Genomic DNA, 18,444 nt, shown 5'->3' on the forward strand with positions numbered 1-18,444 from the left:
AATCAGCCAGTTAGCCAAATTTCATCTCTTATTTTGTGTCCGCCGAGGGTGATAAAGAAGCCTCTTTCCCCGGACGACTCCGTCTAGCGGCCAGCCATAACCCGCTATTTTTCATGGCATAACCAAACACGGCTCCGACTAACAATGAAGCCACCACTAATTTCCAATCCCCATTGCCTGCAAAGGTGGCGCAGGCACCGATAAACGTGCCGGGTACAAACGATAACCACTGCTGGCACGCCTGAATACACATCAAAAATGCCACAATGCCTGTCAACATATATCCAAGCATGGTCCATTCAGGTTGCAATGCGCTGCCCTGAATAATCATCATCGCCCAGAACACACCGCTCATGCAGGTGAGCAACGTGATAAGCAACCCTCTCAGCCCCCCTTGCGGGCAAGCGAAATACGCGGTGCAACCAAGAAAACCCGCCCAACTGATAAGCCCTAAGCTGACCGCAACCCAGCCCCAAATACCCGAGAGAATGCCAGTGGTAATGGCAATCATCAGAATAATGTTCATCAGTGTGTACCTGCGCAAGAGAGTGAGACAAAACGTTCATTGGATGAAAGCCGCGCAGTTTACCTGAGTTTAGGTCATAATTTATCGATTTAAATCACATTAATAATGAAACAAATATTTTAATTTCATATTTAATGTGATTTTTATCACAAATATCATTCATGTACTTTTATGGTTTGGGTCGCGAAAAAATCTGAATAACTTGAAACAATCTTAATAGCCTCTAAAAGAAAAACCCCCTGTCAGTCGAAACTCACAGAGGGTTTTGTTTGGCTTCAGCGCACAGTTACATCAGCGGCTGGGCCATTTGAACCAGTGTAATCAACGGTTGTGGATAAATACCCAACACCAGTACCAAAATCGCGGAAATCAGTACCACTACACCACCGGCTGTCAGTGCCCAGTTGTTTGGTGTGTCGCGAACCAATGTTTCTGGCGCGCTAAGGTACAAACTAACAGTGACACGCAGGTAGTAATATAGGCCAATAGCGCTGCCCAATACCACCGCACCGGTCAGCCACCATAAGTTTGCACTGACACCCATTGCGACGACAAAGAACTTACCGATAAAGCCCAGAGTCATTGGGATCCCGGCCAGTGACAGCATCATCACGGTCATCACTGCAGACAGGATTGGCTTATGCCAGAACAACCCGCGATAGGAGAACAGCGACTCAGCATCCGGGCCTTTGTACGGACTGGACATCAAGCTGACCACACCGAAAGCCCCCAAGCTGCTGAACAAGTAACCCGCCAGATACACACCCACTGTTTCCAGTGCTAACTGGTGGGTTTGGACTGCCACCAGCGCAATCAACAAATAGCCAAGATGCGCAATTGAGGAGTAGCCTAGCAGACGCTTGATATTGGTCTGGCTGATTGCCATCAGGTTACCGAACAGAATCGATGCCACCGCAATCAGTGAAAGCACCAAACGGACCGCTTCACTGTCAGCCGCTGGCGCATACAGGAACAAGCGCATCACGACGGCAAAAATGGCAATCTTACTGGCTGTTGCCAAGAAGGTCGATACCGGAGCTGGTGCGCCCTGATACACATCTGGCGTCCAAAGTTGGAATGGCACCAGTGACAATTTAAAGCCGAGGCCGACAATCATCATCCCTAGGCCGGCCAGAATCAGCGGCTGATGGATAACCGAGTCACTCAGGCTTTTGCCCAAACCGGCGAAAGACAGACTACCGGATTCTGCATACAGCAGCGCCATCCCGAACAGCAGGAATGAAGAGGCTGCCGCCGACAGCAGCATGTATTTGATACTGGCTTCCAGCGAACGCTTCTGGCGATAGGCATAACCAATCAGACCAAACAGCGGCAAGGAGATCAGTTCGATACCCAAGAACAGCGAGGCCAGATGATTAGCACTGGCTAACAGAATGCCGCCCATGGCTGCGATCAGCACCAGTAGATAGAACTCTTCGCGGTTATCTGGGTAGCCATTAAGCCACGGATAAGCAAAGGTACTGGTTGCCAGACTGGCAACAATTACCAGCCCTGTGTAAAACATCGAATAGCCGTCAACCCGCATCAGCGGCGTGACATCCATCGGCCCGACTTGACCGACAAAGTAGAGTGACAGCAGTGCCAGGTTAAGCCCGATAACCGTCAGAGTGGCGTTAATAAAGTGATCGCGTCGCCACGCAATGGACAGCATCACAACCACCACCGTCAATCCGACGATCAACAGCGGTAGCATTGCGATCAGTTGTTGAGGAGTTATTGTCATGGCGAATTACGGCCTTGTTGTTGGAATAGATGAAGCTGAGAACCACTGCTGTACATTACTCATCGCAGCATGTGAAGTGTCGAGAATTGGCTGCGGGTAAACCCCCAGCAAGACTAACAACACCACTAACAGCAGGATGATGGACAGTTCCCTTGCACTCATGCCCGGTAATGCTTCTTGTGATTTTGGCGCGCCGTAATAAGCACGCTGCATCATAATCAGCGAGTAAACCGAAGCAAAAACCAGCCCGAAAGTCGAGATAACCGTGATAACTGGAACGACTTGGAAGCTGCCGAACAGGATCATAAATTCACCCACGAAGTTACCGGTGCCCGGCATCCCCAAAGTGGCTACCGCGAAGAACAACGACAGCGCAGGCAAATATTTGATTCGACCCCACAGGCCGCCCATTTGGCGCATATCACGTGTATGCAGGCGCTCGTATAGCTGACCACAAATGATGAACATACCCGCGGCAGAAAGACCGTGAGCAATCATCTGGATAACCGCACCTTGGTAGGCCAGTTGGCTGCCGGTATAAATGGCAATCAGGACAAAGCCCATGTGCGATACGCTGGTATAAGCAATCAGACGTTTGATATCCGTCTGGCAGAATGCCATCCATGCGCCATAGAAGATACCGACAACACCCAACCACATGGCGATAGGGGCAAATTCAGCAGAGGCATTTGGGAACAGTGGCAAGCTGAAACGCAGCAAACCATAAGCGGCGGTTTTCAGCAAAATCCCAGCCAAGTCGACAGAACCTGCTGTCGGTGCCTGACTATGCGCATCGGGTAACCAACCGTGTAATGGCACCACAGGCATTTTTACCGCGAAAGCGATAAAGAAGCCTAGCATCAGCAGATATTCCACATTGTGGGACATCGGCGTTTTCAGCAGGTCTTCGTAGTTGAATGTCCAGATGCCGGTGGCGTTGTAGTGCACAAACACCAACCCCAAAATGGCAATCAACATAATCAGGCCACTGGCCTGGGTATAGATGAAGAACTTGGTCGCTGCCGCGATGCGCGTTTTACCATCCGATGCTTTGTGACCCCACAAGGCAATCAGGAAGTACATCGGCACCAACATCATTTCCCAGAAGAAGAAGAACAGGAACATGTCGATGGCAAGGAACACGCCGATAACCCCACCCAGAATCCACAACAGATTCAGGTAGAAGAACCCCTGATTGCGCTGAATTTCACGCCACGAACAGAGGATAGCCAGCACACCCAGTAGGCCGGTCAACACGACCATCAGCAGTGACAACCCATCTAAAGCCAGATGGAAAGCAATGCCGAACCGTGGGATCCACGGCAAGGTGAATTCTGATTGCCACTGCGGGATACCCGCCGGATTAATCAGTGAATAGCTGCCCTGCACCCACAGTTGCAGAGAGAGCACCAATGTCAGCCCCATCGCGAGTAGCGCTATCCAGCGCGGTACTCTAGTACCGAAGCGCTCACACTGCCAAGACAGTAAGCCGCCGATAAAGGGGATAAGAATTAGCCAAGGTAATAGCATGGCGTTTTGTGTCCCTAATTAAACGAAAAGCAACAGAGCCAGTACAACGACTGCACCCAAACCCATAGACGCGACATACCAACGCACCTGTCCATTTTCACTGACGGTCAGACCGCGATTACTCCAGCGCGAAAGTATCGCCGGGGTATTCATCAGTGAGTTCAGCGGATCACGTTGCAACAGTCTTGCAATCCACAGATACGGGCGAACAAATACGTTGTGGTACAGCCAGTCGAAACCCCACGCATGGAACCACCAGACCGTAAAGAAGCGGCCCGGTGCACTTTGCGCAATGCTGTTTACCCACTGACGTTTGCCCAGATACAGTACCGCCGCCAGTGCAATGCCTACCACAACCAGTACGCCAGAGAAGATCTCCAGCGGCATTTTGCCCTCTTCACCGAAGTGAAGCTCTGGCAATACGCCCGCCAGTGGTGGTGTTATCAGCGCACCAACAAATGTTGACAGCACCAGCAACACAATCAGCGGCAAGCTATGGGTGATCCCTTTGACCGGATGCGCTTTGGTTTTTGGCTCGCCGTGGAACACAATGAAAATCATACGGAAGGTATACAGCGCGGTGAGGAATGCCCCAACCAAGCCTGCAACCATCAGATTGATATGGCCACTGGCCAATGCGCCCCACAGAATTTCGTCTTTACTGTAGAAGCCTGCGGTGACGATTGGCAATGCTGCCAGCGCTGCACCACCCACCAGGAAGCAGATATAAACCAACGGGATAGTCTTACGCAGACCGCCCATTTTGAAGATATTTTGTTCGTGGTGACAGGCCAGAATGACTGAACCGGAAGAGAGGAACAGTAAGGCTTTGAAGAAAGCATGGGTCATCAGGTGGAAAATCGCCGCATCCCACGCCTGAACGCCCAGCGCCAAGAACATGTAGCCAATCTGGCTCATGGTGGAATAGGCCAAGACCCGTTTGATATCGGTTTGTACCAAGGCGGCAAAACCTGCCAACACTAGGGTAACCGCCCCAATAATCCCTACCAGATGCAGAACTTCCGGTGCCATCAGGAACAGGCCGTGAGTACGGGCAATCAGATAGACCCCAGCGGTAACCATGGTTGCCGCATGGATAAGAGCGGAAACCGGTGTTGGACCCGCCATCGCATCCGCCAACCAAGTTTGTAACGGCAACTGCGCCGATTTACCCACTGCGCCACCCAATAACATTAGCGTCGCCCAAGTAATGGCGGTGGAGCCCATTTCCAGTTTCTGCGGTGCTAATACCATCAGCTCACGAATGTTCAACGTACCCAGTTCTTGGTAAAGGATAAACAAGGCGATAGCCAAGAACACGTCACCGACACGGGTCACGATAAAGGCTTTCATCGCTGCTGCACCGTTAGCCGGATTGGTGTAGTAGAAACCAATCAGCAAGTAACTGCACAGCCCTACCCCTTCCCAACCCAAATACATCAGCATCAGGTTATCCGCCAACACCAAGACCACCATACTGGCGATAAACAGGTTGGTGTAAGCGAAGAAGCGTGAGTAGCCCTCTTCCCCACGCATATACCAAGAGGCGTACATGTGGATCAGGAAGCCCACTCCAGTGACCACAGACAACATAGTCAGTGACAAGCCGTCTAGTGTCAGCGTCAGCGGAATGTTGAACGTACCAACAGACATCCAGTTCCACAGTGTTTGGTTAAACACTTGTACCCCGGTTGCCTTTTGGCTCAGGAAATCCACTGCGACATACAGAGTCACCAGCGCCGTCAGACCAATAGAGCCAACCCCGACAGTGGCGGAGGTGTTTTCAGACCAACGCCCACGGGAGAATGCCAACAGCAAGAAGCCCAGCAGTGGCAGCAGAATTGTTAAATATAATAGGTTCATCCGCGCATCTCACTGACTGTGTCGATATTCAGAGTATGACGGCGACGATACAGCTGTAACAGCAATGCCAGACCAATACTGGCCTCCGCTGCTGCCAGTGTGATCGCCAGGATATACATCACCTGACCGTCAGCCTGACCCCAATAACTGCCCGCCACAACAAAGGCGAGCGCCGCTGCGTTGATCATCACTTCAAGGCTTATCAGCATAAACAGCAGGTTGCGACGAATCAGCAACCCCGTCAGCCCCAGCACAAACAGAATGGCCGCCAAAATCAGGCCATGTTGTAGAGGGATCATGCTTGTTCCTCCGTTTTTCTTTTCGCTGATTCACTGGCACCCAGCACTTCACCCGGCTTATGTTCACGCCCGATATGGAAGGCAACCACCAGCCCTGCCAGCAATAGCATTGAAGCCAGCTCAACGGCCAGCACATAAGGGCCAAACAAGCTAATACCGACGGCTTTGGCATCCACCATTTCACCGCTGATACCCGAGTCACTGACTGAACTAATGGCGTAAATCAGCACTGATAACAGCACCAAGGCCAATAAACCAGGACCAATCCACAAGCTTGGTTTCAGCCAGTCGCGCTCTTGTTGTTCGACATTGCCAAGGTTGAGCATCATCACCACGAACACGAACAGCACCATAATGGCACCGGCGTACACGATGATTTCCAACGCACCGGCGAAGTAAGCCCCCAGCGAGAAGAACACTGCCGAAATAGCCAGCAGGGAGATAATCAGGTACAGCAGCGCATGTACCGGGTTGGTATGAGTGATAACGCGAATAGTCGCCACCACTGCCACCAATGCTGCAATATAAAATGCAAATTCCATGGAAGCTGGCTCCTAAGGCATCAGACCTTTAACGTCGATCGGTTTGGCTTCATTTTCGGCTTCGCCTTTCTGCTTGCCATCAATCGCCATACCGGACATCCGGTAGAAGTTATATTCCGGATATTTACCCGGCCCCGAGATCAACAGATCTTCTTTCTCATACACCAGATCCTGGCGTTTGAATTCACCCATTTCGAAATCCGGCGTAAGCTGGATAGCGGTCGTTGGGCAAGCCTCTTCACACAGACCACAGAAAATGCAGCGGGAGAAGTTGACACGGAAGAACTCCGGATACCAACGGCCATCTTTGTGTTCGGCTTTCTGCAATGAAATACAACCAACCGGACAAGCAACAGCACACAAGTTACAGGCAACACAGCGCTCTTCACCATCGGGATCGCGCGTCAGCACAATTCGACCACGGTAGCGCGGTGGCAGGTACACCGGTTCTTCTGGATACATTTGGGTTTCGCGCTTGTGGAAGGCATGAAGGCCAATCATCCACAGGCTGCGCACTTGGGTGCCGAAACCAACCACTAACTCTTTCAACGTCATGGTTCATTCACCCCTTATTGAGCGTTGTACAAAATGACCGCGGCTGTCGCCAGCAGATTCAGCAGGGTCAACGGCAAGCAAACTTTCCAGCCGAATGACATCACTTGGTCATAACGTGGGCGCGGCAAGGATGCACGGATCAGAATGAACATCACCATGAAGAAAGCCGTTTTCAGCGCAAACCAGATAAATGGCGGCAAGAACGGACCTTGCCAACCACCGAAGAACAAGGTGACTATCAGAGCAGAGACGGTCACGATACCGATGTATTCACCGACGAAGAACAGACCGAATTTCATCCCGGAATATTCAATGTGGTAACCATCGGCCAGTTCTTGTTCAGCTTCTGGCTGGTCAAAGGGATGACGGTGACAGACTGCAACACCCGCAATGGCAAAGGTCACAAAGCCAAAGAATTGCGGGATAACATTCCAGACGTGCTCCTGAGAGTTAACAATATCCTGCATATTGAACGAGCCTGCTTGTGCCACGACACCCATCAGCGATAAGCCGAGGAACACTTCGTAGCTCAGGGTTTGTGCAGATGCACGCATCGCCCCTAACAGAGAATACTTGTTATTACTGGACCAACCGGCGAACAGCACGGCGTATACCGCCAGCCCCGCCATCATCAGGAAGAACAAAATGCCGATATTCAGGTCTGCAACCGCCCAAGTCGGGCTGACTGGGACAATAGCAAAAGAGAGCAGCAGTGAGGTAAAGGCGATAACCGGTGCCAAGGTAAAGATGGCCCGGTCAGAGAAGCGCGGTACCCAGTCTTCTTTGAAGAACATTTTGATCATGTCAGCAACCAGCTGCAATGACCCGCCCCAACCAACACGGTTTGGCCCGTAACGGTTTTGGAATAGGCCTAGCAGGCGGCGCTCGCCAAAGCTCATAAATGCGCCGCAAGTCACTACCACCAACAGAATCACTACCGCTTTCAGGACAGAGATTAAAATCTCAATCAATTCAGGGGTAAACCAGCTCATAGTACTGCCTCCCGCAGATTCTCAACACGCGCACCCACCATAATCGGTGGAATGCCCGGTAAGCCAAGCGGCAAGCCGACCTGACCTTGAGCCAAGGTTTCACTCAGACGTACTGGCAGGCGCAGAGTCTGACCCGCGCAGTTGAACTCCACCAGCGTACCGAGATTAACCCCGAGTGTGGCAGCATCAGCCGGATTGACCATCACGTAAGGTGCAGGCATCCGTTGTTGAATCACATCTGAACGCTGAGACATCTCTTCACTACCAAACAGGTGGTAGTAAGGTGCTATCTGCCAGCTTTGAGCATGGGCGGTAAAGGCCGCAGGAACTGAATCAAAGTAACCGAGCGTTCCCTCCCCCGCTTCAATCAGGCGGACACCGGGATCGCCAAAGCGCAAATTGCCACCCACTTCTGCCTGGAATTTGTTCCATGCTTGCGGTGAGTTCCAACCTGGTGCCCAAGCAAATGGAATCTGCTGACGATCCGCCAGTGGGCTGTTGTTCCCTTCCATTGAGAAGGCAAACGGCGTGTCGATATCTTGTGGCTGACGCGGTTCATGCACACTAATATCTGCGCGCATAGCAGTACGACCACTGTAACGAATCGGCGATCGTGCCAGTTTCTGACCACGAATGCGGAATGTGGCATCGGGTGCGGCATCAACAATACCGGCTAACTGCGGCAATGCAGCCACACAAGCTTGAATCACGTGGTCAAGCTGAGTCCAGTCCACATGGCGGCTGGTATAAGTTGAGTGCAGGGAATGCAACCAACGCCAGCTCTCCAGCATAATGCTGCGGTTTTCAGGTTTTTTCGGATCATCATAGTAAGTCGGGTCATACACTTGGAAGAAGCGCTGAGCGCGACCTTCCTGATTGACCAATGTTCCGTCGCTTTCTGCAAAACTGGCCGCAGACAGAATCAAATCGGCTTTATCCATAATCGCCGTGCGCTGGTGATCGACCACAATCAGATTGGCTGTTTTCTCCAATGCAGCATCGACTTTGTCTTTTGCTGCGTGGCGATACAGGTCGTTTTCCATCACGATAACGCTGTCCGCATCACCTTGAGTCAACAATTCCAGCGCTTGATCCAGTGAACCGCCACCGATCATTGACAGACCCATGCTGTTGGCAGCACTGGCAACAAAGGTGATGCCCACATCAGAACCACGGACTTTCAACGCTTTCGCCACGTTGGCTGCCGCTTCAATAATGGCATCGCTACCCGCACTGCTACCGGTAATAATCAGTGGTTTCTTCGCACCGGCCAGCGCCTGTACGATGATATCCACTTTACCTTTCAGATCTTTTGACAGGTCATCAACCGCAGGTGCGGATTCATCCAGCGCATGGGCAATAGCAAAGCCTAGGCGAGCTTGATCATCCACTGGTGCACGATAATTCCATGCCGCAATATCATCCATGCGGGTGTTATCAACGTTGGTGATAAACAGTGGGTGTTTGGCATGCTGACCAATGTTCATAATGGCGGCAATTTGCCAGTCAGCCACTTTTTGTGCAGCGGCCATTTCACGCGCTTTGCCTTTCACTGCCTGACGGACAGACAAGGCGATGCGTGCGCCTGTCTGGGTCAAATCTTCACCCAGAATCAGCACGGCATCGTAACTTTCAATTTCGCGTAATGCAGGCGTGTAAATACCGCCCTCACGCAGCACTTTCAGCATCAGTTGTAGGCGTTGTTGTTCACCTGCGGCGATCCCGGTGTAGAAGTTTTCAGCCCCCACCAATTCACGCAACGCAAAGTTACTTTCCAAACTGGCGCGCGGTGAACCAATACCGATGGTTTTCTTCGCCTGACGCAGAATATCCGCCGCACCTTGCATCGCTTGTTCCGCGTTCAGGTGGATCCAGTCATTGCCACGCAATTGCTGTGGCTGACGTGGGCGGTCCTTGCGGTTGACATAGCCATAACCAAAGCGGCCACGGTCACACATAAAGTAGTGGTTTACCGTACCGTTGTAGCGGTTTTCAATGCGACGCAATTCACCATAACGTTCACCTGGGCTGGTATTGCAACCCACGCTGCACTGCTGGCAGATACTTGGCGCGAACTGCATATCCCACTTACGGTTATAACGCTCGGAGTGAGTTTTGTCGGTGAAGACACCTGTCGGGCACACTTCGACCAAGTTACCTGAGAACTCGCTTTCCAGCGTGCCACTCTCGGTACGACCAAAATAGACGTTATCGTGCGCGCCGTAGACACCGAAATCTGTGCCATCAGCGTAATCTTTGTAGTAACGCACACAGCGATAACAGGCGATACAGCGGTTCATTTCATGTGAGATGAACGGGCCGAGATCCTGATTTTGGTGCGTCCGTTTGCTAAAGCGATAACGGCGGAAACTGTGACCGGTCATCACTGTCATATCTTGCAAATGACAGTTCCCTCCCTCTTCACAGACCGGGCAATCGTGTGGGTGGTTAGTCATCAACCATTCAACCACACTCTCACGGAACGCTTTGGCTTCGCCGTCATCAATGGAAATAAAGGTTCCATCGGTAGCCGGGGTCATACAGGACATCACCAAACGCCCACGGGTGTCGTCTGCATTTTGGTATTGCTTTACCGCACATTGGCGGCAAGCGCCGACGCTTCCCAGCGCCGGATGCCAGCAAAAATAAGGAATATCGAGTCCAAGGGAGAGACAAGCTTGTAACAGGTTGTCGGCCCCGTTTACGTCGTATTCTTTGCCGTCTACATGAATCGTAGCCATATCAGCATGCTTCCAAGTGGCCTGAAATAATCCTTGTCCTTTACGTTGCTGCGACGTTGGCCGCCACGCAAATTATTGGGTTATGTTCAGGCATTAATTATAAAAACTTTCTTATCTGGCACACCGAGACGCCACATTTAATGCATCTCATGTGAGCCAAGGTGTCACCAGCGCTGCTTCAGCAAGTTGTTCGGTTGAATACCACTTATGGCTCGGGTGTTGCCATAGTCTTTAGCGGCGATCCCGGCTTCGAATTCTTCCCGGAAATATTTGATCGCACTTTGTAGTGGTTCTACCGCGCCCGGCGCGTGAGCACAGAAGGTTTTTCCCGGCCCCAAGAAGCGGCACAGTTGCTCCAGCGTCTCGATGTCGCCCGGCTGACCTTCGCCGCGCTCCAGTGCACGCAGGATCTTCACGCTCCATGGCAAACCATCGCGGCAAGGTGTACACCAGCCACAAGATTCACGGGCGAAAAACTCTTCCAAATTGCGCACCAGCGGGACCATACCAATTTCGTGGTCTACCGCCATCGCCAGTGCAGTTCCTAAACGGCTGCCTGCTTTAGCAATATTCTCGAAATCCATCGGCAAATCTAAATGGTCGGCGGTCAGGAAGTCAGTCCCTGCACCACCTGGCTGCCAAGCTTTGAATTTCAAACCATCGCGCATACCGCCCGCATAATCTTCTAGAATTTCACGGGCAGTGATACCAAACGGCAGTTCCCACAGACCTGGATTTTTCACCCGGCCAGAGAAGCCCATCAGTTTAGTACCGGCATCGTTACTTTTACCGGCAGTGATCCCTTGGTACCACTCAACACCATGCTCAAGAATGGCGGGGACGTTACACAGCGTCTCCACGTTATTCACGCAAGTCGGTTTGCCCCAAACACCAGAAGATGCAGGGAAAGGTGGTTTAGAACGAGGGTTAGCTCGACGACCTTCTAGCGAGTTAATCAACGCGGTTTCTTCACCGCAGATGTAACGGCCAGCACCGGTATGGACAATCAGCTCGAAATCAAAACCGCTGCCCATGATATTTTTGCCCAGCAAACCCGCTTCGTTAGCCTCAGCAATGGCACGACGCAGGTTAGCAGCGGCTTCAATGTATTCGCCACGCAGGAAAATGTAGCCACGGTAGGCTTTCAGCGCGAAGGCACTGATCAGCATCCCTTCCACCAACAGATGAGGCAATTGCTCCATCAGCAAGCGGTCTTTATAGGTGCCAGGCTCCATCTCATCGGCATTACACAGCAAATACCGAATATTCATGCTTTCGTCTTTTGGCATCAGACTCCACTTCAAACCCGTGGAGAAGCCAGCACCGCCACGCCCTTTCAGGCCAGCGTCTTTGACCAAGCTAACAACATCAGGTGGTGCCATGCCTTTTAAGGCTTTTTCAGCACCTTGGTACCCGGTTTTGCTGCGATATTCATCCAGCCATACGGGCTGTTTGTCATCACGCAAACGCCAAGTCAGCGGGTGCATTTCCGGGGTACGGACGATCTCTTTGGTAAAACCTGAAGTCATGGTCATGGATATTGCTCCAGTAACTTTTCAATATCTTCAGGTTTCAAGTAGCTGTGGGTATCGTCGTCGATCATCATCGTCGGGCCACGATCACAGTTACCCAGACAGCAGGTCGGCAGCAATGTAAAGCGGCCATCAAAAGTCGTCTGCCCCGGTTGAATACTGAGTTTTTTCGAAATCGCAGCCTGAATCCCCTGATAACCTGTGATGTGGCACACCACGCTGTCACAGTAACGGATCACATGACGCCCAACGGGTTGGCGGAAGATCTGGCTGTAAAATGTCGCCACTCCCTCAACATCACTGGCTGGGATACCCAACACATCAGCAATAGCATGAATCGCACCATCCGGTACCCAGCCCCGTTTCTTCTGCACAATTTTTAGTGCTTCGATTGACGCGGCGCGGGCATCTTCGTAATGGTGCTTCTCATGTTCGATAGCATCACGTTCTTCAGCACTCAATTCGAAAACGTCAGTTGTGGTCGCCGGTTCAGCCGCATTGACTGCCAGGTTCGCCACATTTTGGCTTTCGTTATTTACCTGAGTCTCTTTTTGATCACTCATAATTAGCGGTCCACATCAGACATTACAAAATCGATACTGCCCAGATAGACGATCAAGTCAGATACCAAGCTGCCACGGATAACCGATGGGATCTGCTGCAAATGGGCATAGCTTGGTGTACGTATCCGGGTGCGATAACTCATGGTGCTGGCATCACTGGTCAGATAGTAGCTGTTGATCCCTTTGGTCGCTTCAACCATCTGGAATGATTCGTTAGCTGGCATCACTGGACCCCATGAAACTTGCAGGAAGTGAGTGATCAGCGTTTCGATATGTTGCAGCGTACGTTCTTTCGGTGGTGGCGTTGTCAGTGGATGGTCAGCCTTAAATGGCCCTTCTGGCATGTTTTTATAACATTGCTCCAGAATGCGCAGGCTTTGACGCAACTCTTCCACTTTCAGCATCACGCGGTCATAACAGTCGCCGTTGTTACCGATTGGCACTTCAAAATCAAAGTTTTCATAACCGGAATACGGACGCCATTTACGCACGTCAAATTCAACACCTGTCGCACGCAGGCCAGCACCGGTCACACCCCATTCCAACGCTTCTTTAGAATTATAAGCCGCCACACCAATAGAACGCCCTTTTAGGATGCTGTTCTGTAATGCGGCTTTGACGTAGGAATCAAGGCGTTTTGGCATCCAGTCAAGGAAGTCACGCAGTAGACGTTCCCAACCACGTGGGAGATCGTGCGCGACACCACCAATGCGGAACCAGGCCGGATGCATACGGAAACCAGTGATAGCTTCCACCAAGTCATACACTTTCTGCCGGTCGGTAAAGGCGAAGAACACCGGTGTCATGGCACCAACGTCTTGGATGAAGGTACTGATGTACAACAAGTGGCTGTTGATGCGGAAAAGTTCAGACAACATCACTCGGATGGTTTTGACGCGATCCGGAACCTCAATACCAGCCAGTTTTTCCACTGCCAGCACATAAGGCATTTCGTTTACACAACCGCCAAGGTATTCGATACGGTCGGTATAAGGAATGTAGCTGTGCCAAGATTGGCGTTCGCCCATCTTCTCCGCGCCACGGTGGTGGTAACCCACATCTGGCACGCAGTCGATAATCTCTTCACCATCAAGCTGCAACACGATACGGAACGCACCGTGTGAAGAGGGGTGGTTCGGGCCGAGGTTCAAGAACATGAAGTCCTCGTTTTCGGTTCCGCGCTTCATGCCCCAATCTTCGGGTTTGAAGGTCAGTGATTCCATTTCCAGATCTTCTTTCTGCTTGGTCAGCACAAAGGGATCGAATTCCGTGGCACGCGCGGGGTAATCTTTACGCAGCGGGTGACCTTCCCAGCTCTGCGGCATCATGATGCGCGTCAGGTGCGGGTGACCATCAAAGGTAATACCGAACATTTCCCAAGTTTCACGCTCATACCAGTTGGCATTAGGGAAAATCTTGGTTGCTGTGGGCACATGCATGTCTTTTTCAGACAGTGCCACTTTCAGCATGATGTCACGGTTACGCTCAATGGAAATCAGATGATAGAAAACAGAAAAATCCGCAGCAGGGAGGCCCTGGCGGTGAGTACGAAGGCGCTCATCAACACCATGCAAATCAAACAGCATGACATACGGCTTCGGTTGTTTTCTCAGGAACGACATTACTTCCAGTAATTGTTCACGCTTGATCCATACCACGGGCATCCCGGTACGGGTAGCCTGAACAACAAGGGCCTCAGGCCCAAAACGGTTCGACAGTTCACCAATCACCGGATCATCAAGATGATCTCGGGTCTGCCACGCAGGCTGGGTGCTGTCGGACGTCGTTAAATCGGTCATTATTTATTCACCACACTGTTTTTTCACCACACTGAATGTGTCATTTTGTGGTCTTTTGCCGCACACATGTTCTGGAAGAAAACGGTTCTATCCAAAAACAAATCACTTACGTACCAAAATCTTACGCGACTATTCCCGCAGAAATAGTCAGCTTAGATCTCGTCAGGAGTACGCAGGTTAGTTACTGCAATTCGTTCAGCATGCTTACGTTCTCTTTCTGGTTGCATATTGGCGCGGTAAACACCTTGATCACCCACAACCCAAGAGAGAGGACGGCGCTCTTTACCGATAGATTCCTGCAACAGCAGCAAAGCTTGCATATAAGCTTCCGGACGCGGTGGGCAACCAGGAATATACACGTCTACCGGTAGGAATTTATCCACGCCTTGTACTACGGAATAGATATCGTACATGCCGCCGGAGTTGGCACAGGCGCCCATAGAGATAACCCATTTAGGTTCCAGCATTTGTTCATACAGACGCTGAATAACCGGAGCCATTTTGGTAAAACAAGTACCGGCCACAACCATGAAATCGGCCTGACGCGGTGAGGCGCGTAATACTTCGGCCCCGAAACGTGCCACGTCGTGTACAGCAGTGAATGATGTCACCATCTCCACATAACAGCAGGAAAGACCGAAGTTATACGGCCAAAGAGAGTTCTTACGCCCCCAGTTCACCATGTCATGCATGGCGGTCTCAAGTTTACCCATGTAAACACTACGGTGGACATGTTGCTCGAGAGGATCGCCGCTGACGGTTTCCTGAGTTTGCAGGGGGTAACGGTCGTTCTCACCGTTAGGGTCTATGCGGGTGAGCGTATAGTCCATGTTAATGCCTCGCTATATTAATTATTGGCGATTATCTTGCGCTTGCGGATGACTGCTGGCGTATTTGACTATGCTCGGTTTACTCACGCGACGACTAGAACGCGCAGGAGTCCAGTCCAGAGCGCCGATGCGCACCAGATAAACCAAACCAGCCAAAAGCACCAAAATGAAAATGGTTGCTTCGATAAAGCCGACCCAGCCACTCTCACGGATAGAGATTGACCACGCATACAGGTATAAGGCTTCAACATCGAAAATAACGAAGAACATGGCGACCAGGTAGAACTTGGCAGACAGACGCATGCGCGCAGAACCTACCGAGTCAATACCCGACTCATAGGGGACGTTTTTAGCGCGGGCCCGAGCTCTCCCACCCAGAAAGAACGCACCTAGCAGCATCAAACCGCACAGCCCGATAGCGCCGATCAGGAATACAGCGAACGCCCAATGATGAGCGATAACTTCAGTGGTTGTTGACATACTCATTGCTTACTCATCAAAAGTGGCGTCGGACATCCTGCTCTTGTACTGGCAGTTAGCGCACCACATCGATTCAAAGGGAAGGATAAAAACCACACAAAACACACTGTCTTTACAACTGTTTAGCCAGTGTTTTACTGTGGGCTTTTTACTCCTTTCAGTAACCTTTTGTCAACTTTGACAAAAGTAACAACAGATTAATTTACAAACGCACGATCTTACTTAACATTTGGTGCGACTCATAAAGCTAAATCGAGTCAGTAATTTGTTAAGCCAGAACATACACATATAAACCAACTTGGATAGTCATCTTTAACTATACCATTGTCTCAGGAATAACCGGTTCTTCCACTCACTAGCTAGGGGTATTTTTTTGATCCAGAACACGTTTTGAGTGTTATTTCATAAATATTTGGTATGAAAAGTTGCTATTTAGTATTTAAAATAAATGAAACGATGTTTTAATAAAAAATATAATGCTAATAATAAAATAGATATTAACCATTAAGTTAATCTGGTTTATCGACGGTAAACTTATCGAGATAAACATCTATAAGTGAATCAAAACGGCGAGTTGAATGCAAAATTAAACTGAAATCAGTGAAAATGAATATTTAGTCAAAAATAAAAATAAAAAAGCCCCTAAAACAAGGGGCTTATGATGCTTTTATAACCTAAATACTTAGCTTTGATCGTCTATTAAATAATCAGAATCCAGTATTAAATCCGAGCCAGACTGCAACCCATGTTGATGGCCGGTTTGCATAGCATCGAAGATGGCGAGCGCCAATTCATTGCCACACTGGTTGTCTTTACAAAGCGAATAATGCGTTTCAGGCAGGCGGGGTAACCCTTCTGTCTCACCCAATACACGCAAGTCAGGACTCATCATTTCTATTGGTCTGGCGGTCACACCTAGCCCCGCCCTCACCGCTGCCCGAATGGCAGAAAGTGAAGAAGCGACATAGGCGATTCGCCATGCGATACCCGCTCTGGTCAGATGTTCTATTGCCATATCGCGGAACGGGCTAGGCTCGTCCATCACCACTAACGGTACTGATTCACCAGACTGGAACTGATAGTCAGCGGAACAATACCAAAGCGTAGGTGATGTTCTTAAGATCACATGAGGATGAGTGTCGACCTTAGCCGTGGTAATGGCCAGATCCACTTCGCCTTGACTCAGCATGTCAGCGATGAGTGGGCTACGTTTCACCCGCACATCAATTGCCAGCCGAGGATAAAGCGTCGCTACTCGATTTAATAAGAAAGGTAGCAGCGTATCGGCAGTATCATCCGATGCGCCGATAATAAGTGACCCTTCTATATTACTGTACATCAGTGACGTACAAGCTTCATCGTTGAAACGCAAGATTTTTCTGGCATAGCCAAGTAACTGGAGACCATGTTCAGTAAGTAATTTGTTACGCCCATGACGGGCAAATAACTCCTTACCGACTAACTGTTCTAACCGTTGCATTTGTTGGCTAACTGCTGACTGAGTTCGACAAACCGCTGCAGCAGCAGAGGCAAAAGTATTCAAGTCAGCAACAGCTACAAAGGTTCTAAGCAGATCGAGGTCGAGATTAATTATCGGACGATTTGCATTTGTCATAGTGTATTCTTCACTTTTTTGAATTCTAATTACAAACTACCCTGGTGTTTAAGTATCAGCGCTATCAATAAGGGACAACGCTAAGTATGACAGTACCCCACTCATTAGAGTAGGGCAAAAAATTTACTTATATTTCGTTACCGCTATCTCTTTTTAAAAAAAACTATTGGTGTAACTCTGTATTTGTTTGTGAATTAGGTCATAAAAATACGCTAAATCTTCGATAAATGAAGATTTTTTTCTTTAGTAACCCTGATTCTTTGCTGCTTTTATAAAAAGTAGCCACTCTATTTTAATTAAATAGGCAAGGTGCAAAAGTTGAAAAATATTAAAAAATATCAATATATCTTCGCCCTCAATTCTAATCCAATTGAGTTAATTCAATCAGTAAGGCCTAAGAATTAGTAAAGAATCGCAATGTTAACATTAATTATTCTTAATAGTTTTCCTATTTACAAATTCTCTCTTTTTTACCCAATCTAAATATGTATGATGATATAAATTGTTGAATTAAGATCCTTATCGCGACAACACAGAAAAATGATGTATCCACACTCACTATATGGGTAAATCTCCGCTCAAAAGAGAATGCTTAAAGTCTCAGTAGAAACTTTATTTTGTTTACAGTTATGTCTGTTGAAATCAATCAGAATAAAACTTCAGATAAACTCATCAATCAGATATACCGAAGAGGGATAAACAGTAAAAAGCCCCGTGTCGCCCCCTCTTCTTTACACTCGTCAGACTTTTGCACTAAAGATATGCATATAACTTCAAAAACCTACGGCGTCGGAGTACATTGAACACCTTGCAGTGTTCCACGCTGAGGACAC

At 49.7% G+C, this 18,444-nt stretch carries 15 protein-coding genes; all 15 read right to left on the reverse strand.

Annotated elements, in window-relative coordinates; all coding sequences use genetic code 11:
* Window positions 1-28 precede the first annotated feature (28 nt).
* The 15 genes from HUZ92_RS04480 to rovM all read right to left on the reverse strand — a co-directional run bounded on the left by HUZ92_RS04480 (window position 29) and on the right by rovM (window position 17,611).
* Window positions 29-526 (reverse strand): DUF1097 domain-containing protein, encoded by a 498-nt coding sequence (locus HUZ92_RS04480; RefSeq protein ID WP_050140355.1) that lies wholly within the window; start codon window positions 524-526, stop codon window positions 29-31.
* Window positions 527-812: 286 nt separating this feature from the next.
* The gene (gene nuoN / locus HUZ92_RS04485) at window positions 813-2,270 is read right to left on the reverse strand and encodes an NADH-quinone oxidoreductase subunit NuoN (protein ID WP_050096909.1); all 1,458 of its coding nucleotides are present in this window, start codon (window positions 2,268-2,270) and stop codon (window positions 813-815) included.
* A gap of 6 nt (window positions 2,271-2,276) precedes the next feature.
* Window positions 2,277-3,800, reverse strand: coding sequence for an NADH-quinone oxidoreductase subunit M (nuoM, locus tag HUZ92_RS04490; RefSeq protein WP_050096908.1), 1,524 nt, complete (start codon window positions 3,798-3,800; stop codon window positions 2,277-2,279).
* 18 nt (window positions 3,801-3,818) lie between these two features.
* Complete coding sequence (nuoL, locus tag HUZ92_RS04495) at window positions 3,819-5,663, reverse strand: NADH-quinone oxidoreductase subunit L (RefSeq protein ID WP_050096907.1); 1,845 nt, start codon at window positions 5,661-5,663, stop codon at window positions 3,819-3,821.
* Window positions 5,660-5,962 (reverse strand): NADH-quinone oxidoreductase subunit NuoK, encoded by a 303-nt coding sequence (gene nuoK, locus HUZ92_RS04500; RefSeq protein WP_032815102.1) that lies wholly within the window; start codon window positions 5,960-5,962, stop codon window positions 5,660-5,662. The genes nuoL and nuoK overlap by 4 nt, the downstream gene beginning before the upstream one ends.
* Window positions 5,959-6,504, reverse strand: a complete 546-nt coding sequence (nuoJ, locus tag HUZ92_RS04505) for an NADH-quinone oxidoreductase subunit J (protein ID WP_050096906.1) — start codon at window positions 6,502-6,504, stop codon at window positions 5,959-5,961. Before nuoJ ends, nuoK begins: the two co-directional genes overlap by 4 nt.
* Window positions 6,505-6,516: 12 nt before the next feature.
* Entirely contained in the window at window positions 6,517-7,059 is a 543-nt protein-coding gene (gene nuoI / locus HUZ92_RS04510) for an NADH-quinone oxidoreductase subunit NuoI (RefSeq protein ID WP_050096905.1), read from the reverse strand.
* Between the two features lie 14 nt (window positions 7,060-7,073).
* Entirely contained in the window at window positions 7,074-8,051 is a 978-nt protein-coding gene (gene nuoH / locus HUZ92_RS04515) for an NADH-quinone oxidoreductase subunit NuoH (protein ID WP_005159221.1), read from the reverse strand.
* Complete coding sequence (nuoG, locus tag HUZ92_RS04520; protein WP_050096904.1) at window positions 8,048-10,792, reverse strand: NADH-quinone oxidoreductase subunit NuoG; 2,745 nt, start codon at window positions 10,790-10,792, stop codon at window positions 8,048-8,050. Before nuoG ends, nuoH begins: the two co-directional genes overlap by 4 nt.
* A gap of 164 nt (window positions 10,793-10,956) precedes the next feature.
* The gene (nuoF, locus tag HUZ92_RS04525; protein WP_050096903.1) at window positions 10,957-12,327 is read right to left on the reverse strand and encodes an NADH-quinone oxidoreductase subunit NuoF; all 1,371 of its coding nucleotides are present in this window, start codon (window positions 12,325-12,327) and stop codon (window positions 10,957-10,959) included.
* Window positions 12,324-12,887, reverse strand: coding sequence for an NADH-quinone oxidoreductase subunit NuoE (gene nuoE, locus HUZ92_RS04530; RefSeq protein WP_050140354.1), 564 nt, complete (start codon window positions 12,885-12,887; stop codon window positions 12,324-12,326). Before nuoE ends, nuoF begins: the two co-directional genes overlap by 4 nt.
* A 2-nt stretch (window positions 12,888-12,889) precedes the next feature.
* Window positions 12,890-14,686: an NADH-quinone oxidoreductase subunit C/D gene (nuoC, locus tag HUZ92_RS04535; protein WP_050096901.1), complete on the reverse strand. Its 1,797-nt coding sequence runs from the start codon at window positions 14,684-14,686 to the stop codon at window positions 12,890-12,892.
* A gap of 152 nt (window positions 14,687-14,838) precedes the next feature.
* On the reverse strand, window positions 14,839-15,516 hold the full coding sequence (locus tag HUZ92_RS04540) for a NuoB/complex I 20 kDa subunit family protein (RefSeq protein ID WP_050096900.1): 678 nt from the start codon (window positions 15,514-15,516) through the stop codon (window positions 14,839-14,841).
* A gap of 21 nt (window positions 15,517-15,537) precedes the next feature.
* Window positions 15,538-16,002 (reverse strand): NADH-quinone oxidoreductase subunit NuoA, encoded by a 465-nt coding sequence (gene nuoA / locus HUZ92_RS04545; RefSeq protein ID WP_050096899.1) that lies wholly within the window; start codon window positions 16,000-16,002, stop codon window positions 15,538-15,540.
* Between the two features lie 676 nt (window positions 16,003-16,678).
* The gene (rovM, locus tag HUZ92_RS04550) at window positions 16,679-17,611 is read right to left on the reverse strand and encodes a virulence transcriptional regulator RovM (protein WP_050096898.1); all 933 of its coding nucleotides are present in this window, start codon (window positions 17,609-17,611) and stop codon (window positions 16,679-16,681) included.
* Window positions 17,612-18,444: the final 833 nt, after the last annotated feature.

Source organism: Yersinia vastinensis, from assembly GCF_902726565.1.
Lineage (GTDB): Bacteria > Pseudomonadota > Gammaproteobacteria > Enterobacterales > Enterobacteriaceae > Yersinia > Yersinia vastinensis.